This window comes from Phyllobacterium sp. T2-21 (assembly GCF_055378485.1).
In genome coordinates this window covers 76,330-93,550 of record NZ_AP027913.1, presented here as the reverse complement: position 1 = coordinate 93,550, position 17,221 = coordinate 76,330, and the positions used below count along the sequence as shown (strand labels likewise).

The 17,221-nt window shown below is 59.1% G+C and carries 18 protein-coding genes; 4 read left to right on the top strand and 14 right to left on the bottom strand.

From position 1 onward, the window contains the following. Window positions 1–76 precede the first annotated feature (76 nt). Window positions 77–1,063, bottom strand: a complete 987-nt coding sequence (locus ACZ5FP_RS18575; RefSeq protein WP_464663479.1) for an NAD-dependent epimerase/dehydratase family protein — start codon at window positions 1,061–1,063, stop codon at window positions 77–79. A 172-nt stretch (window positions 1,064–1,235) separates the two neighbouring features. Further along, window positions 1,236–2,141 (bottom strand): LysR substrate-binding domain-containing protein, encoded by a 906-nt coding sequence (locus tag ACZ5FP_RS18570; protein ID WP_464663478.1) that lies wholly within the window; start codon window positions 2,139–2,141, stop codon window positions 1,236–1,238. Between the two features lie 105 nt (window positions 2,142–2,246). On the opposite strand from ACZ5FP_RS18570, the gene ACZ5FP_RS18565 reads away from it, so the two are divergent. Next, on the top strand, window positions 2,247–3,647 hold the full coding sequence (locus ACZ5FP_RS18565; protein ID WP_464663476.1) for an FAD-binding oxidoreductase: 1,401 nt from the start codon (window positions 2,247–2,249) through the stop codon (window positions 3,645–3,647). Between the two features lie 265 nt (window positions 3,648–3,912). On the opposite strand, the gene ACZ5FP_RS18560 is transcribed toward ACZ5FP_RS18565, so the two are convergent. The 3 genes from ACZ5FP_RS18560 to ACZ5FP_RS18550 form a co-directional block, all read right to left on the bottom strand. Then, window positions 3,913–4,824, bottom strand: coding sequence for a nucleotidyltransferase and HEPN domain-containing protein (locus ACZ5FP_RS18560; RefSeq protein ID WP_464664001.1), 912 nt, complete (start codon window positions 4,822–4,824; stop codon window positions 3,913–3,915). Between the two features lie 611 nt (window positions 4,825–5,435). Next, window positions 5,436–6,293: a PA3715 family protein gene (locus ACZ5FP_RS18555; RefSeq protein ID WP_464663474.1), complete on the bottom strand. Its 858-nt coding sequence runs from the start codon at window positions 6,291–6,293 to the stop codon at window positions 5,436–5,438. A 381-nt stretch (window positions 6,294–6,674) separates the two neighbouring features. Further along, window positions 6,675–7,316 (bottom strand): FMN-dependent NADH-azoreductase, encoded by a 642-nt coding sequence (locus tag ACZ5FP_RS18550; protein WP_464663472.1) that lies wholly within the window; start codon window positions 7,314–7,316, stop codon window positions 6,675–6,677. Between the two features lie 140 nt (window positions 7,317–7,456). Between ACZ5FP_RS18550 and ACZ5FP_RS18545 the strand changes: the two genes are divergently transcribed. Then, window positions 7,457–8,407 (top strand): LysR family transcriptional regulator, encoded by a 951-nt coding sequence (locus ACZ5FP_RS18545; protein WP_464663470.1) that lies wholly within the window; start codon window positions 7,457–7,459, stop codon window positions 8,405–8,407. Window positions 8,408–8,632: 225 nt separating this feature from the next. Continuing rightward, a complete protein-coding gene (locus tag ACZ5FP_RS18540) occupies window positions 8,633–9,307 on the top strand; it encodes a hypothetical protein (protein ID WP_464663469.1) in 675 nt (224 codons plus the stop codon). Between the two features lie 240 nt (window positions 9,308–9,547). Here the strand turns inward: ACZ5FP_RS18540 and ACZ5FP_RS18535 are convergent, their stop codons facing one another. From ACZ5FP_RS18535 to ACZ5FP_RS18520, 4 genes are all read right to left on the bottom strand, one after another. Continuing rightward, complete coding sequence (locus ACZ5FP_RS18535) at window positions 9,548–10,174, bottom strand: class I SAM-dependent methyltransferase (RefSeq protein WP_464663468.1); 627 nt, start codon at window positions 10,172–10,174, stop codon at window positions 9,548–9,550. 322 nt (window positions 10,175–10,496) lie between these two features. Then, entirely contained in the window at window positions 10,497–10,919 is a 423-nt protein-coding gene (arr, locus tag ACZ5FP_RS18530; RefSeq protein WP_464663466.1) for an NAD(+)--rifampin ADP-ribosyltransferase, read from the bottom strand. 282 nt (window positions 10,920–11,201) lie between these two features. After that, window positions 11,202–11,681 (bottom strand): SRPBCC family protein, encoded by a 480-nt coding sequence (locus tag ACZ5FP_RS18525; protein WP_464663464.1) that lies wholly within the window; start codon window positions 11,679–11,681, stop codon window positions 11,202–11,204. Further along, entirely contained in the window at window positions 11,665–12,021 is a 357-nt protein-coding gene (locus ACZ5FP_RS18520; protein WP_464663462.1) for an ArsR/SmtB family transcription factor, read from the bottom strand. Before ACZ5FP_RS18520 ends, ACZ5FP_RS18525 begins: the two co-directional genes overlap by 17 nt. 148 nt (window positions 12,022–12,169) lie before the next feature. Between ACZ5FP_RS18520 and ACZ5FP_RS18515 the strand changes: the two genes are divergently transcribed. Then, entirely contained in the window at window positions 12,170–12,811 is a 642-nt protein-coding gene (locus ACZ5FP_RS18515) for a dihydrofolate reductase family protein (RefSeq protein ID WP_464663460.1), read from the top strand. 248 nt (window positions 12,812–13,059) lie between these two features. Here ACZ5FP_RS18515 and ACZ5FP_RS18510 read toward each other — a convergent pair whose 3' ends face one another. From ACZ5FP_RS18510 to ACZ5FP_RS18490, 5 genes are all read right to left on the bottom strand, one after another. Continuing rightward, window positions 13,060–14,373, bottom strand: coding sequence for a type II toxin-antitoxin system HipA family toxin (locus tag ACZ5FP_RS18510; RefSeq protein ID WP_464663458.1), 1,314 nt, complete (start codon window positions 14,371–14,373; stop codon window positions 13,060–13,062). After that, entirely contained in the window at window positions 14,373–14,627 is a 255-nt protein-coding gene (locus ACZ5FP_RS18505; protein WP_464663456.1) for a helix-turn-helix domain-containing protein, read from the bottom strand. Before ACZ5FP_RS18505 ends, ACZ5FP_RS18510 begins: the two co-directional genes overlap by 1 nt. Window positions 14,628–14,760: 133 nt before the next feature. Next, on the bottom strand, window positions 14,761–16,038 hold the full coding sequence (locus tag ACZ5FP_RS18500) for an ABC transporter permease (protein WP_464663454.1): 1,278 nt from the start codon (window positions 16,036–16,038) through the stop codon (window positions 14,761–14,763). Further along, complete coding sequence (locus ACZ5FP_RS18495) at window positions 16,035–16,721, bottom strand: ABC transporter ATP-binding protein (RefSeq protein ID WP_464663452.1); 687 nt, start codon at window positions 16,719–16,721, stop codon at window positions 16,035–16,037. Before ACZ5FP_RS18495 ends, ACZ5FP_RS18500 begins: the two co-directional genes overlap by 4 nt. 4 nt (window positions 16,722–16,725) lie before the next feature. After that, complete coding sequence (locus ACZ5FP_RS18490) at window positions 16,726–17,190, bottom strand: hypothetical protein (protein WP_464663450.1); 465 nt, start codon at window positions 17,188–17,190, stop codon at window positions 16,726–16,728. Window positions 17,191–17,221: the final 31 nt, after the last annotated feature.

The window sequence follows — 17,221 nt, the reverse complement described above, 5'->3', positions numbered from 1 at the left end:
GTGATGACTCCTCGGATGCACCCGCAATTAAGCGACCGACACCATAACAGTGGCAGGGAACGCCGCATATGAGGATTCAGTCTCCAGAAATCGCTTCCATCGCACGCCTGCCATAAGACTGATGCCATTGAGCCGTGCGTTGCAAACCCGCTTTGAATGGCACCTTTGGTTGAAAGCCGAGGACGTTTATTGCCCGGTCTATGCTGAGTATATTGATGGGCACATCGAACTGATTGCCCGCAGCATGCCGTACACTGACTTTTCTGTTCAGGAGAGTTTCGATTTCATTGACGATATCCAACAAGGACAGCCCACGTCCTGAGCCAATATTGAATATTCTTTCGATGCCCGCATAGTTTGCCACCTTGATCAAGCCGTCCACTGCGTCAGCAATGTAGAGATAATCCCTAACAATCGAACCGTCTCCCCAGATTTCGATTGGTTTATACGTTAATGCCCGATGCAAGAAAACAGAAACTGCTCCTTGGGCGCGGTCCGTCGCCTGGGCCTCGCCATAGGGATTAGACAATCGCGCTATTCCGTATTCCAAACCATGCAGATTGAAAAAGAGCTTCATATATTTTTCAATGGCAAGTTTGCTAATCCCATAGGAATTATTAGGTTCAAGCGGGTGAAATTCCGCAATCGGGATGCTCTGCGGCACTCCATAAATAGTCCCGCCCGATGAAGCAAACACCACCTTGCGACATCCAGATGCAAGCGCAGTTTCAAGCACTCTGATGGTACCGCACACGTTCGACGTTACGTCATGGATCGGATTTTCGTTGGAGGATCGCGGGAGCGTAGTACAAATCAGGTGGAAGCAGATATCGGCACCAGCCATTGCTTCTGTCAGTTTGCTTTGATCATTCCAGTCGCCGACAGTCCATTGCACCGATTTCGTTGGAAACCTAACGCGCGCGACATCCGGTTCACTTCGGCTCAACACAGACACAGCGTAGCCAAGCGAGATCAATCGCTCAACAAGGTGTTGGCCGATGAAACCAGTCGCTCCCAGAACACAAACATTCACGGTAATACTCTCTTGCAAGACAGGCGTCATGATTAGGTATTTGCAGATGTATGCTCAACCACTCCTCGAACAATTCTAATGTCACGCCGCAATAATGAAGATTCATGCAAGCGTCGAACGCAGTCAGTGGATCAGCGCGAGATGGCAACGCCAAGTTCATATTGCAATTCCGACACTGACTCAGCCTTTGCCATGCAACCCGTCAGCGGACATCTTTAATCCAGACCGAAAAAGCCTCTATGACCGCCGCCCGGGGACTGTAAGGCATCGAGACGATGTAGAAACCGTAGCCCGGCAACGATAGCGGATGCGCTTTGACGAGCAGACCGGTTTCCAACTCATGACCGACGATGACATCGCTGCAGATCGCGATTCCCTGCCCTGCCAGGACCGCGTCAATCGCGTGCAGTTCTTCCCGAAAGCTCAGATCCCACGCCTTGTCCACCTTCAGATTGGGATCGATCGACCGCGCTTTCGACAGCCATTGCCGCCAGGTCGGGGCCTCGGGATCCTTGTTCAACCAATCAAAATGGATCAAAGGAAAACGCAGAAGATCCGAGAGCCGCTGAGATGCATGGCCGTCCCGCTCGAGTAAATTTGGGCTGCACACCGGAAAAAACGTATCGCGGCAGACCTCCTGTGCAGGAAAGTCCGAAGGCGGCCTGCGGGCATAGCGGATGGCGACATCCGCTGCCCCGGCGCGCAGATCCAGCACCGCATCGGTCCCGATGATCTCCAACGGGACGGTTGGGTTTGTTTCCCGCCACTTTGGCAGGCGTGGGACGAGCCATCGACTTGCAAAGGCATTCGGGCTGGTAACCCGCAAAGGCGCCTGCTCGTCCGTCTCGGCAACGGCAGCGATGGCACCTGCGAGGGCATCAAAGCCATTGCGCAGAGCGGGAAACAGTCGGGCGCCGGCGCTCGTTAACACGAGAGGTCGCGGACGCCGCTGAAACAGTTGGCAACCGCACGTCCCTTCCAGCAACCGGATTTGATGGCTGATCGCCGTCGGTGTAACGCCGAGCTCCTCTGCAGCCGCCTTGAAGCTCCCATGCCTCGCAGCCGCCTCGAAGGCGTGCAACGAGCGAAGAGGTGGAAGCTTTCTCATGTGGACAATGTAGATGAATTTCTCTCATCCAGCACCTGAGATCTTCGACATTGCAGTTGGCTGCGGGCCTATGAGACCATACCAAAAGCTGGGAGGTGTACAACGATGGAGTTGAAGCGGCCAATTGACCATCCAACGGGCACATATCCGCCCGGCCCTGCAGCCATTGAGAAGCTTCGGCAAGGCCTTCGGGGCGACTTGATCATTCCAGGAGACGCCGTCTACGATGAAGCGCGCAGGGTCTGGAACGGGGCAATCGATAGGCGGCCGGCCCTGATTGCCTACTGCGTCGACGCCAACGACGTGATCCTGGCCGTGACCTTCGCTCGGGCGCACAACTGTCTTGTGGCGGTTAGAAGCGGCGGCCACAACGTCGCGGGCCTGTCGGTCTGTGATGCCGGCATCGTCATCGATCTCTCGCGCATGAAGCGCATCGCGGTCGATCCCGTCAGCCGCGTCGTCCATGCCGAGGCTGGTCTGAGCTTGGGTGAGTTCGATACGGCGACGCAGGCTTACGGTCTGGCGACGACGATGGGTGTTAATAGCGACACCGGCATCGCCGGGCTCACGCTGGGTGGCGGTTTCGGCAAGCTCGGCCGCAAATATGGTTTGACTTGTGATAATCTCATCGCGGCCGACGTCGTCACGGCTGACGGGAGGCTGCTTAGGGCAAGCGCCGCTGATCATTCTGATCTGTTCTGGGGCTTGCGGGGCGGTGGGGGCAATTTCGGAATCGTGACGGCGTTTGAGTACGCGCTTCATCCTGTCGGCCCGTCCCTTCTCGTCGGTTCGGTGCTTCACCATTACGATCAGGCCCGCGAGGCGATCCGCTTTTATGACGACTTTGCCCGCAAAGCGCCGGACGAACTAAGTGTCGACGGGGCGCTTGTGACGATGCAATCGGGTGAACGGTTCTTCAGCGTTTCAGCCTGCTATGTCGGACCACCCGAATCTGGCAAGCCCATCCTCGCACCTCTGATGGAGTTCGGCACACCCCTGGAAAGCAGCCTTGGAGCCGTCCCCTACCTTCAGATCCAGTCGAAGGGCGACACCATTTTCCCGCGCGGACGCCGCTATTACTGGAAAGCCCAGTTCCTCAACGAAATCAGTGATTCCGCTATCGATGCGCTGCTCGAGGCTTATGCCGGCGCTCCCTCTGCCACCTCGCTCTTGGTCTTCCAGCAGGTCGGCGGCGCTATCGCCCGCGTGCCAAAATCTGAAGCACCTTACGCCAATCGTGACGCGCTTTATGACTGTTTCCCGATCGCGATCTGGGATGATCCGGTGGATGACGAAGCAAACATCCAGTGGGCTCGCGCGATGTGGAGCGCCATCAGGCCATATGCGACCGGCGGCGTCTACGCAAACAACCTCGGCGATGAGGGCGGCGACCGCGTGCGCCAGGCCTATGGCGAGAACTACGCCCGCCTGGTGGCGCTTAAAACCAAATATGATCCGACCAATTTATTTCGGCTGAACCAAAATATCCCGCCGGCTGCATCTTGATCATTGATCCGCAGCGACATCGGCAGAATAAAGTGTTGGAGCATTGAGATGGATGCGGGCGTACTGTCGCTGGGCCAGTCTTGCCGCTGCCAGGCGCAGGCCTAACCGGTTCGAACGCAGCTTGGAACATTCAAGGAGCCCAAAAAAACGATCGTCTGTGCCCTTAGCCGGAAGGTCTACGATGGACTGGCTATTTCCCTTGTAAACACCGGCGCTGTGGATGACCGCAGCCTCCACGACGGTAGCCTCTGCCGGAAACATTGAACTAGACGGCGGCTTTCGCCTCGAGCTCACCGAGATGGTCCCTGCAGATCGTCTCGACAAGGTCATGCAGGATGGCGGTCCGCTCGCCCAGCCAGACAAGCGCTTCCTCGCTGATCGCGTAATGCTTGGAATAGCGCGATTTGACATAGGCTTCGTTGACCGTGTTGAACCAGGCGCGATAGCGCTGCTGATCGCGCGGCCAGGCCTCGGCAAGGCGCCGGTCCCGGCCTTCGGCCAAGGTGCGCAGAAAGTTCAGATTGTGCGATGCCGGGCCGTAATTGGTGAGGGTGAGAAGCGCGGTCGAATAGGCCTGTTCGATCGATTGGTGAAGCTCGAACGCAGCCAGATTTAAATTCCCCTCGTCTAGGTAGAATTTCGCACCCTTGGCAAAGTCCTTTGCATAATGAAAACGAATCTCAAAATGCTCCCTTGCCACCGTGTACTCGTCGGCCGGGGTGAGCGGGCGGGGCTCGGCCAGCGGCTCGTCGTCGAGTTCGTAAAGCACAATGCCCTGACGCTGAATGTCGGAAAAGAAATACTGGCCTTGCCGGAGCGCCGTGTTCACCTCGCGGCGCGAATGGACGATGAAGCCGACCTGCGTGTGAACGCCCTTGTCGTGGATCAGCCGGTCGGCGGCCTTGTACCAGTAGCTGGCAAAGTCGGTCAGCTTGCGGTTGTTGACAAGGATGAGCAGGTCATAGTCGGACCGGTACCCCTTCATCGTGTGGGGCTCGTCCACCCAGTCCCCGCGCGCATAGGAGCCGAACAGGATCACCTTCAGGATCCGGCCCTTCTTCTTGAAGTCGGCCGTCGCATCCTTCAGCGCATCCTCGAATTCCTCAAGGAGAAGGTCGACAATGCGCATGAGTTCCCGCTGCTTGCGTTCGGGCAGATGATCAAGACTGGACTTCATCATGCGGTGCTCTGTCTCCCGGCCGGTTCTTTCCATCCTGCAGCGCAGGCGCCAGCTGCCCCGGTGTGCCATGTTTGCCGGCAGGCAGCAACAGTCTCTGCACTCCCCGCTGAGATTGCCCTGCAAAAGGGTCGCTTTCAAGATCGGTTACCCGCAGCGAAAGGCAAGCGCGCCCAGGCGTGGCCGGCCGTTCATTTTCAATGGAGATGAGGGGGGGGATTTGTCTTGGCAGGATAGGACTTCTCGTTGAGAAGCCCGTTTCGCCCGCGGGGCAATAGCCAGTGAACGCCAATCAAACACGCGCTGATTGACCCCTTTGATGAAAGCCGCAGACGGCTTTGCATTCCCGCCAACCGAGGCCGGGAGAGCTGCCAAAGGCTTCCTTTGAAAAGGCCGATAGCAGCCAGCTTTATGTTATCTCGATTAATGACGAATATTCCGCAATCGCTCGCCGAGGCCTTCGACATCAGCGACGTTCAGAGGTCTTATCGATATATCGAGTCACGTCGACTGACGTGCAGAAATCCAAAGACCCGATGATACGAGGGGAATGTTGATGGCGCGTCCAAAGTACGCTCAACCGACTTGCGAAATACGAATGCGAGACACTGTTAGGGTTTGTCTGCTCCTACCGTGATGCTGGAGAATAAATCATCGTCGACATCACCATTGTCAGAGCCGACGTTAACACGCGCAACCGGGCGATAGCGGCCGTCTCGATAGGCCAGGCTGAAGTGCACAGGCTGGTCGAAGCGATTGCTGGAATGGCATTCCGCGGCCGTTTTGGTTGACGTCTCGTGCATCACCGTCTGTTCGACCCGCAGTTCGCGATAGCCTGGTTCCTCTTTGGGAGCAATTGTGAGCGTACGCTTGATCGTCGTCGAGCTGCCGCTACAGTCCCCATCATTTTCACCATTCGTGCGCTGTACAATCAGTCCATCCAGTACCCGTTCAATGCCACCATTGTTAAACGTGTAGAGCCAGAGCGCATGTTCGTCGTAGGGGTTAACGCGCGAACTGCCATATTGCGAAGTGCGCAGACCAAAGGCGCGCAGATCGCCGCTCACATCGTAGCGGGCCGTATCGAGTTCGAGGCTGCTGAACCGAATGGCATCGGAGAAGGCCATGCCTGTCTCAAGACGTCTGGCGAGCAGCTTGCCAATGGTGCGATTGAAGACAATGATCTCCACATCTCCCTTGTTCTCGCCCTCGGCTGGCGGGAGGGCCTCGAGTATCGGTATCGCGGCCAGGGTGAGTTCCGGCCTGTAGGGCCAGGCCTTGCACACCACGTTGTCGGGATTGATCACCTGAGCATAACCACCACTTTTGACAGCCAAACCGTCTGCGGCCTGCTCTGCCATAGGGTAAGCCTGCTTGAGCAACGTATCTGTGATATCGCAATCCGCAAGGGCTTGGGTTGGCAACATCATGGCGAATGTTGTGATGCGCAGTGCTGCGGTGAATTTCATCAACTGATCATTTGGCCTTTTTAGACAAGGATCGCGTCTGAACAAGCTTTCTCAACGGCACCGTAACCTTAGCTTTCATCAAGGTAAAATACTGTTGTTGAGTTTCAGCACCAGTTGACCCATTTTTCCATCCGCGATGACCACGGTCGATCGAGAGACTATTAGCCGGAACACCATTGGGCACCAAGGCGTGAGATAGTGCTCCTCGCTGACAGCACAATCTATGAAACGGTGCAGCGCGCCGAATTTCCGCGACCGCGAAAATCCCGTCCAACCGGCCGCGGTGGTTCGACCTCACCATCCCATTTGCAATGGAAGAAGCCGTCGACTGGATTTCGCTTGGCATGAAGCAATCCACTGTCTTCGATCTTCGGTCAGTTATCAGGCGGCCGCCGAGCCCACCCCGAAAGCAGCACTAGCAGCCTCGATTTCACCCTGGAACTTGTCCAGGAAGTCATCTCGCCCGATCTCGCCCAAATCAACTGCCTTTGCTCCACCTGCCGCAATGAACGTCACGTCGGTGATGCCGATGACGCTCAGGATCAAGCGCAGATACTGGGTCGCGATGTCTCGATCGCGGATTGGCGAACCTTCGGTGTAAACACCACCGGAGGCCATAAGCACAGTAGCCCTCTTACCGCTGACAAGGCCTTTGCCGTCCATCCCGAGCGTCGACCCCTTGCGGACGATGTGGTCAACCCAAGCCTTGAGCGCCGCCGGAATGTTGTAGTTGTACACGGGCGTGGCAATGACGAGATGGTCGGTCGCCAGCAGCTCCGCGACAAGTTCGTCCGACAGCCGGAGCACGTCTTTCATTTCGGTCGAATGCTGCTCGGGCGGCGTGAAATAAGCCCGGAGCCACGGCGCGCTCACAAACGACAAGTCCGTTTCCATCAGATCACGGGTAACCACCTGCCCACCGGGATGTGCTGCCTGCCATTCGGCGAGGAAGCGACCGGTGAGATTGCGCGAGATCGAAGAATCACCGCGCGGACTGGTTTCGACAACGAGAAGGTGGGGCATGAATGGTATCCTTGGATTTGAGTTGGCCGAAGCGGAAGCCGGAGTTCGGCGCGCCGAGAGCATGACTGCAGCTTACGCGCTGGACGATCATCATTAAAAGGGATAATAATCCGATTATCTCTATCGATATGGATGATGGAATGTTGGGCAGTTTGACCCTGGACCAGTTGCGCGTGCTGGTAGCGATCACCGAAACTGGCAGCTTCTCGGCTGCCGGTCGCAAGCTCCACCGTGCCCAGTCTGCGATCAGCCAGGCCATTGCAACGCTGGAAGACGTGCAGGGGGTGATCCTGTTCGATCGGAGCAGCTATCGCCCGCACCTGACGGATGCAGGCCGCGCGCTGGTCGCTCAGGCTCGCGTCGTCCTGTCGGGCACGGCACGTTTCGAGGCGATGGCCGCCGCCACGCGCAATGGACTGGAGCCCGAGCTTGCAGTCGCAATTGATCCGCTGGTACCCACTGCTTCGTTTATCGATAGCCTGCATGCGCTCCGCGATGCGTTTCCTCACCTGCCGGTGAGCTTCTCGGAAGAGGGCCTCGGCGGCGCCGAGCGACGATTGCGCCGGGGAGATGCTGCACTCGCGTTCTGTGTGCTTCTACCTGATGTGCCTGAGGATGTTGTAGCTTTGCCATTGCTTGACGTGCGCCTGCTTCCGGTCGTGTCGCCAGCCCATCCGCTCGCCCGGCTCGGCCGACCGGTAACGCGCGCGGACCTGGATGAGCATGTCCAGCTTGTGCTGTCTGATCCGTCCACACCGGACAATCCCGGCTATGGAATTCTTGGGACGAAGGTGTGGCGTTTCGTTGAGCTGGGGCGCCGACTGGATTTCCTCCTCGCAGCGCTTGGCTGGTGCCGGATGCCCGAGCATCTGGTGATGCCGCTTCTGGTCGAGGAACGCCTCGTCCCGCTGCAAATTGAGGACGATCCTGCCAGCGCTCACAGCCCTCTGACCATCTATGCAGCGCATATGCGAGATCGCTTCCCGGGCCGCGCAGGCGTATGGCTCCTCGACAATCTCCAGGCCCGGTTCATTTCAGTTTCAGCGCATCCTCGCTCAGAAGCGGACATAGCAATTTCCACCCATCGCTGAGTCCAAGACCACAATCGCCGGGATCGTGCGACAGAAAAAGATCAAGCTATGGGAAGCTCTTAGCGCTAGCTAAGGCATTGAGTACCTCATGGTCGAGCAGACGTTCCAAACTCATCATCTGCAATGTATCATTCGGAAGCGCATTGGGCGCGATGCTCGCAAACGCCTCAGCGAGAACACAGGAGCCGGTCGATGACGAGCACACGAAATTCACGGGGGTTCTGAATGGCAGCGACCTCTCGCCTGAGAACCACCGGCCTGCAACAATTCCTTGATCTTGAGCAGCAGCGCGATTGGATAGAGGGCGAGATCGACTTGCCCGACACGGGCGACCGCTTGGAGTCCCTGGAACAGCGTTTCAAATATGTGGCGCGATTTGAGAAGCTGCTTGGTCGCCCGCAAGCAGGGGAAGTCCTGGAGATTCTCGGGCTGTACGGTCCTAGCTGCATTCCGATCCCGCGCAAGACCGAGCGCTCCTACTGGTCTGTTTCCTGTCTACCATCGACATCGGACAAGCCGCTCGTCCGCGTCAATGCGAGCTGGATGGAGCTTTTTACGCTTTATGCCCAAGACGAAGACATCCGCGCCAGATTCATCGTGCATCTTTCGGATTTCACGACAGATCGCTCAGCCACGCCGAGCCGGGTGGACGAACCCTTTCTGGAGCAAAGTGTCGCGCTGCCAGAGCACGTCAGTTATTTCTTCCCACGTGGCGCGGACATTTTCGGCATCAATGTGCGCGGCTCAGTCTCGATCCGCAAATTCCTCACGAGCCGCCGCGTGGTGCGCGCCATTCGGACGTTCAACCTGACACACATGAACCGGGGGCGGAACGCCTATCAGGCGAGCCATTGCTACAGCGTCGCCGATTACATGCAGGCAGGTGGAGGGGTTCTTTAATGCGCGCCATCCTGGCGAACTCTCCGGCGTCATCGCGGCCCATTTCGCGAGGTCGAAAAGACAACGGAAGCGCACTTGTACGTGACTGTTTCGGCCCAACCACGGCGCCAACGTCGACAGGTATGCACCCGCATACCTGTCGATAGGTAACTGTGCCTTCGACCGGAAGCTGACATTGCAGTGACTGCCTAGAGCTCATAGTCGCAACAGAACCGGCCATTCCCGCAAGTTCTGTGTGGGTCACGCCCGGCTCGCCCGAACGCTCAGCCACCGATCATGGGGCTTTCCAACGCACCGACGTACCTCGCCGACGATCCAGCCGGCGTCTGTGAGTGCGGACCGCAGGGCAGACTCGCGCCAGTACGTCTCGACGTAGCGCCGGGGCGCTGCAGCACTGCCGTGTGTGGACACATCCTCGCCGTCGCCCTCTCGAACGGAGGCGTGCAATCGGCCACCCGTCCGGGTCGCCTCGGCAAGCCGCCCAAGCACCGTGCCGAGATCCTCGCGCGCCACATGAATCAGGCAGGCACAGGCCCAGATCCCGTCGTAAGGCGTACCGGGACGCTGCGGGTCGGCCAAGTCTTCGGTCAGCGGATCCAATGTGTCGGCCTCGAAGCCACTTTCGCGAAGCAGTTCGACGAAACCCTTTGAAATGTCGGTGCGCCGGACGCTAATTCCCCGCTTCTCAAGCTCAAGTGCATCGCGTCCGCCACCGCTTCCAATCTCCAGCACCCTGCCCGCGCCACCCAGCGCGGTCACGAACACATCGATCTCTGTCGCGACCCATTCGGGCATCGCCGCGGCCTCTGAAGCGTACTCCGCCGCGACCATATCATAGGACCGCACGGTATCCAGGTCGGTGCTCATCCTAGCGCTCCTCCTTCAAGACAACAGGGCTCGATGAGCGACAGGCCCATCAGTCCGATGCGCCCGTCACACTTCGGCAGTTGGTGACTTCGCGGGCGATTTTCTTCCCAGCTTTAGCAGAAATGCGGTCACAGACACCACCGACCGATTGCCAATATGCCGGGCGGCAATGCGCGCCCTATTCGGCCGTTAAACCAGACTACGACATTTCCTCAAAGCTGCCGTTCTGCGCGCGGGACCTGGCCGTCCAGTCCGGGGCGGAAAGCTGATCGTCTCCTTTGATTCGATCGCGGAATGAGCACACGATGCGTGTCGCCTCGCATCAGTTGATGATTTCGCCTCGTTCGTCTGAGCGCAGCGCGGTCAGTCGTTCTCTCCATACCTGTAGTGCTTCGGGCGTCAATCTGGTCCAATGCGTGATTTCGCCAATGACCTTGAGCGGTGCGCTGCTGCGATACGACCGCGTGGGGTTGCCGGGAAATTTCTTGTCGGTCACGTTCGGGTCGTTCTCGAATGTCCCGGTCGGCTCTACGGCGTAAACGCGCGGGACTGCGCCGCCTTCGGTGAGTTCAGCCGCGATTTCAGCGGCAAGCCCGGCACCGTCCACAATGGCAGTGAAGTAGATATGGTTCATCACCACTTCGGGACGATAGTTCGACCGGTATCCTGCGGTGAGGAAATCACCCGCGCGCAAAGCCGCGATTGTGCCGTGAAAGAAGGGTCCCTCGTCCAGCGCTTCGGTCATCGTGATCGTCCTTATCTTGTGAGTCTGCTTGTGGTCCGCGAGCCAAGCGGTACCAACGTCCGAAATGGCGTCAAAGCGGCGTGGGAGGATGCCGCTCCTCCCATTTCTGCCTCGCGCCCTTCATGCTGTCGTGCAGATCACGATAGCGGCCGCCCGAACGCAGACATCGTGTGCGGCTATCCTGTTCCGTCAAGCTATGATTTGCGCGATCAACCGTCGCTCGATCTGCACGCCGCCTCGGCCATCGCCAACTGACACGAGCGGCACTGAGCGGCCAAGGGCTCACCCATCCAGCCAGGCGGCGAGGCCCTCCAGCGTCTGCAGTCCGTATTCCACCGCACCGAAGCCGATGACCACCTGACGCCGTTCGCGGCTGGGATGGAGCTGGCGCATGGTCAGCACCGTCTTGCCGTCAGTCTGCTCGTCGAAGGTCACTGTGGCGCGGAAACGGTCGGGGTCGTCAGGATCCGGCGTGCCATAGTCCATCACGATCCGCTCGTTCGGCACGATCTCCACAAAGCGCATGAGGCTTGGGAAGCGCTGCTGCGCGCCTTCGAATACGCCCACCATGTCGAACCGCCAGACCCCGCCCTCGCGGATATCGGCTTCGTGGGTTTCGATGCTGAAGCCGGCCGGGCCGTACCATTCGCCAAGTGCCTTGGGGTCCATCCAGGCAGCAAAGACCTTGTCGCGCGGATGGTTGAGCAGCTTCACTAGCACGATTTCGCGGTCGAGCGACCATGTCTCAAACGGGTTTGCCATGTCCTTCACCCTCCTCTTCCGTTTTATCCAAGTAGACTTCCAACCGGTCCAACCGCTCGGTCCAGCGCCGGCGCTCGGCTTCCATCCAGTCAGCCGCCTCATCGAAGCGCCCCCGTACCAGCTGGCACCAGCGGCTGCGCCCGCGTTTCTCGCTGACGATCAGTCCGCAATCTTCCAGCACCCTGAGATGCTGGGCGAAGGAGGGCAGCGCCATGTCGAAAGGCTCGGCCAGGGCACTGACCGGCAACTCGCCCTCGATCAGCCGCGACACCACGGCGCGGCGGGTAGGATCGCTGAGAGCGTGAAAGGCGAGGTCGAGCGGGGTCGAATGATAAGGCATAGGCGTCAGTAAAGTGGTCCGGGGCGCCGGTCAAGGATAAAAAGGTACTTGCCTTAGTATCTAACTTTGAATACAAAGGTGAATACCTTAGTAACAGGCTTCGAATATTGGGACAGTTATGGTGCAACCACGCGCAAGGAGGACTCCAGTGGCAGTTCGTGTCGATCTCATTATCTCGCTCGATGGTTTCGCGACAACGACGGATCAGACGCCCGAAGCGCCGTTTGGCGAGGACTGGCCGCGTCTCGTCGGTGCATACACTGCAACGCGAACGTTCCGTGAGCGTGTGCTAAAGGATACCACGGGAGCAGGGACCACAAGTGTCGACGACGAATACGCGAAGGAGTACTTCGCTAATGTGGGTGCCGAGATTATGGGCGCTGGCATGTTCGGACTCCACAACTTTCCCGACGATCCGAACTGGCATGGCTGGTGGGGCGACGAGCCACCGTTCCGGGTTCCGGTCTTCGTCCTCACCCACAACCCGAGGCCCTCGATAGAGATGGCCGGTGGCACCACTTTCCACTTCCTCAACACCACCCCGGTTGATGCGCTTCAGCAGGCTGTCAGTGCAGCGCGCGGCAAGGATGTGCGGGTTGGCGGTGGTGCGACTGTCGTTCGCGCCTTCCTCAAGGCGGACCTTGTCGACCGTCTTCACGTTGCGATCGCTCCGATCTTGCTCGGACGCGGCATCCGCCTGTGGGACGATCTGCGGGGCCTAGAAGCTGGCTATACAGTCAGGACAGAAACGGCACCGAGTGGCACTATCCATCTCACCTTCCGACGCTAGCCGCTGCCCCGTGACTTGAAGCGATGATGGGCTGGCTACAGGTGGTCTATAACGTCGGATTCTCGAGTTCCAATCTAGGCGCTGACAGTTTGCTTCCGGCCCCGAAGCGGCGGCGTCCTGAACTGCCGAACGTGATGGGATCGATGATGATAATTGTTCCGATAGCGCAGACTAGGTAGAGTGGCTTAGCAGTGAGACTTGGCCAAGAATGGCAATGCGGGTAATTTCTTGCTTCAGACATGAGACGCTCATGAAAGTGAATCGGCGACGAGCTGGACGCGGTGGTTGATGGCCGCCATGGTGGACGTCACGAGCTGGTCGGGAAAACCGTTGGGCAGCTTCGTGATAGCGGCCTCTGCCTGCTGTTCGGCGTTCGCGGTGATGTCTTCAAAGATCGCTTTCATCGCCGGGGTACCCACACCGGAAAGGTCCGCCGACTGCATGAAATGGCGGGGTACGATGTCATGGATGGCATAGTGGCGGTTTCTGCCAACCGACATCGCAAGTTTGAATTTCTTGCGGGAGATCTGGCCTTCGTCGAGGCTCGGCTGTGCGGTCAGCACGTCGTAGAGAGGTGTCATTCGGAAGCGTCCGCCGGGGCCAAGAAAAATACTGAAGTTTTTAGCGTGACCGTCGGTCGCGCCGAGCAGCCAGAACAGGATACTGGCGCGCATGAATATGGCGATATCGGCGTCGGGTGTGTCACTGCCTTTCAGCAGGTTGATGATTTCCCGCATTCCAGGGCCACCGTCCGACTGATATTTTCTGGTGGGCGGGATCGACAGCGCCTGGCAAGTGTCCTCCTGCGGCAGACGGAGCAATCTTCCATCCTTCGCCCAAAGGCGGTCGAAACGTTCCACGATTAGTGTACGGCGTTCCCCGAATTCCGCGATCTCGACGTTGGCGGTGGGGACGCCCATTGCTTCCAGCAGCTTCAGGCAGAGATACTCATTCTCGACGCTGTTGGAGAGGTCGATGCCATTGGGAAGCTGGCCGATCTGCGGTTTGAGAATATGGGTGGTGGCGGTGGTGGCGGTGGGTTTAAACCACTGGCCGTCCTTGCGCAGCAGGGCGGTTTTTTCCTGTGCCCCGGCAATCGAGATTCGAAAATCTTCGTCTTCGCCCATACCGAGCGGCGCGGCGGCGAGATTCTTGATGATGTCTGCGACCTCGTCGTCGCTGACCGGCTTGCCGTCGGTATCGCCGGCAGTGCCGGGATCAGTGCCGTCGGGCAGGAATTGCAGGGCGCCCACGCAGTCCTGGCCCAGAGCGGTTAGCAGGCTGAAGGCGTCAGTTCCTTCCGCGCCGACGCGCTCGGCGAGCCGGTTGCGGATTGCGTCGTTGTCAGGCAGCAGGTTGTCGAACACATTGATAACCAGGTTGCCGATATAGCGGTCCTCGCGCAGGGGCAGTGATAGTGACACCGGGAATGTGCTACGCCAATCCAGCCAGCCGTGTCCGTACTGGAAGTCGATGGCGCCTGTGGCCTCGCGCCGCAGCACGCCGACATGACGACCGTTCAGGAAAACGTTGAGGGGGACGTGCGCCCGCCTTCTTGCCATCAGAACAAGTCCTCGATGTCGGCGGCGCTGCCCTGGCTGCGTGGTCGAACGACCAGTTCCAGATTGAGGGCTGAAAGGGCCTCCATCAGGGTGCGCAACTGGACGGCCGGCTCCCCGGCTTCAAGGCGCGAAACCGTGCCCTGCCGCATATGGATTTGTTCGCCGAGCGCGCCTTGACTCAAGTGCGCCTGTTTGCGGGCGCGGCGCAGAATGGCGCCGAGTTGTTTTTCTGTGCGGGCGATCTGTTCATTCATGGTGGCCTCCGATCACCAATATACGCGGTAACGTATAATCTGTCAATATACGCGAATGCGATTAAAGTAATGATATACGCGGAAGCGTTTAAAAAGCCATTATACGACAATACGTATAAGGACGCAGATGCACTCAGCCAGACGCACGCAAAGCGGCAGCGGGGCTGGAACGCAAAGCGGCAAGCGCGGGAACAATGGAGACGAATGCCGCAACAGCGAGAAAACCAGTCACCAGCCAGAAATCGTTCGGCGCGAAATCAACAGGCAGCCGGACGGCCGTCGATGCGGTCAGCCGCGCCGAGATCGTCGATGCTGCGGCGTAGCCGAGGGCAATCCCCAATGCGATCCCGGCGACGAACAGCAGGAAAAGCTCTCCCCACACGAGCGCGATAATCGAGCGAACCGGTGTGCCGAGCGCGCGCAAGGCGCCGATCTGCCGCCATCTCGATCCCACGTGCATGATCGTCACCAGCACGATCGCGGCGATGACGATCGCCTGTGTACCCAGGGCAATTGCCAGAAGCAGGCTGCGGGCGTCCCCCAACGTCGCGTAGAGCCGCGTCAGCACCTCCGCCGGAAAAACGCCGAGCGTTGCGCCTGTGCGGTATTCCTGCCGCAGGCGGTAAGCGTCGGCAACCGTCTTCGGCTTGACGAGAATGGCAGGAACGCCAGGGGATTGCGCATCGAAATACTCGTCCAGGGGCGCATCCGCATCAACATGGCCATGCTCGTGCTCATGGCTGTGATCTTTCGGCCCGGCACCGTGCGACTCGGCTTCCCCACCTTCATGGTCATGATGTTCTTCACCATGCATGCCGTGAAGCTGCCATACGGCCCGGATCGGCACCAGGATGGCGCGATCCCAAGCGGTTCCCGTCGGCGCCATACGGCCAGTCACCTTGTAGGCAATAGCCGTATGGGTTTCACCGCCCGTTTCCGCCGTGCCGTGCATCGGTTTGATTTGCGCTCCAGGCGACAGCGCCACATCGGAACCAACCACCGCTTCGCCGAGGCGCGCGAAATGCGCCCCTTGCGCCAGGTTCGGAGACAGCGTCGAAATCAGGCTTGTCGTGGTGCCGACGATCGGAAAACCGTAAGCGGAGTCACCAAAGCCAACGGGCGCCGCCAGTTCGACGCGCGGATCGTTGGCGAGGCGGCCGAGAACGCCACCCTCCATCAGCGGCAGCGGCGCCGGCTGCAGGAAAACGGCCGAAAGCGCAAGCTGGGTTTCACTGCCGGCAGCTCCGACCAGCAGATCGAATTTCTCGGCCGCACGCGCGCTGCCGAGCCGGACGGCCCGCTCCTGCAACGTCACGGTCACGCTTAAAGCGACGGACAATGCAATGAGCACCACAACGGCCAACGCGCCGCTCCAGAATCGCCGCAGGTCGGCAAAAATGAACTTCATCATTGCGCGGCACTCTCTCCACTATCCTCGTCGACACGCCCGCTCTCCAGGCAGATGCGGCGGCCGAGACGCTCCGCCAGGAAGGCATCATGCGTGACCACCACCAGTGTCGTGCCCTGCTCTGCGGAAAGCCGCAGCAGAAGCTCGGCAACCTCGTTGCCCGCATGGCGGTCAAGACTGGCCGTTGGCTCGTCAGCGACGATGACGCCGGGACGCTGCAGCAGCGCACGGGCGACGGCGACACGCTGCATTTCACCACGCGACAGTGTCTCGACCCCCTGCCCGACGCGGTTGATCCCGGTGGCTGAAAGCAGCGCAATCGCACGCTCCCGCTCCTCGACGGTCAGCCGGCGCGCAAGCCTGACCGGGAGAACCACGTTGTCGAAAGCGGAAAGCCCGGGGAAAAGATGGAAATCCTGCATGACAAGGCCGATGTTGCGTGCGCGAAAAGCATCGCGCCGGCCGGAGGAAAGACGGGTGATGTCCATACCATTCCAGGAAATTTTGCCTTGCGTGACGTTTTCCAGGCCGGTAATCGCGTTGACGAATGTGCTTTTGCCCGAGCCGGAAGCCCCGGTGATCGCCAGCTGGCCACCGGCCGGCAGATGAAATCGCTCGATGGCGAGGACCGGCGCAGCCAAGCCGGGAAAATGCATTTGAAGATCGGTAACGTCGAGCGCGAGCATGGTGTCAGACGGTCCTGAAAGCCGCGTTCCGAAGACGCAACTGGCTGATGAAGCCGGTTTCCGGATCGGTCCAGGAGCCGAACTCCAGCACCCCACGCGCGATGATCGGCGCATTGAATTGCACGAAGGTCTGCTTGGCCGAGAGATAGACGACCATGATATTATCCGGCCAGTCGGCGTCTGAGGAACAGAACGGGCAGAGCGACATCGGGATTTCCGTCAGGACGAAAAATGCGGCCTCCGCCTTCAGTGGCGGCGCCATGAAGCCGCTGATGGCAATCTCCTGACCACTCAATTGCTTCACCTTGTCGGAAAATTCGAGACCGAGCGGACCAAAGCTTTTGTAGAGCTCGCCGAAGCCCAGTTTTTCGGCAGCGCTTGCGCGTGCGGCAATGCCCATGAAAGGCAAGACCGCAGCGGCCGTGAGCAGCGCCCGACGACAAATAGCAAAGGTCTTCTTCTCCGTCATCGCAATCTCCTTAAACGGGAGGACAGGCGGC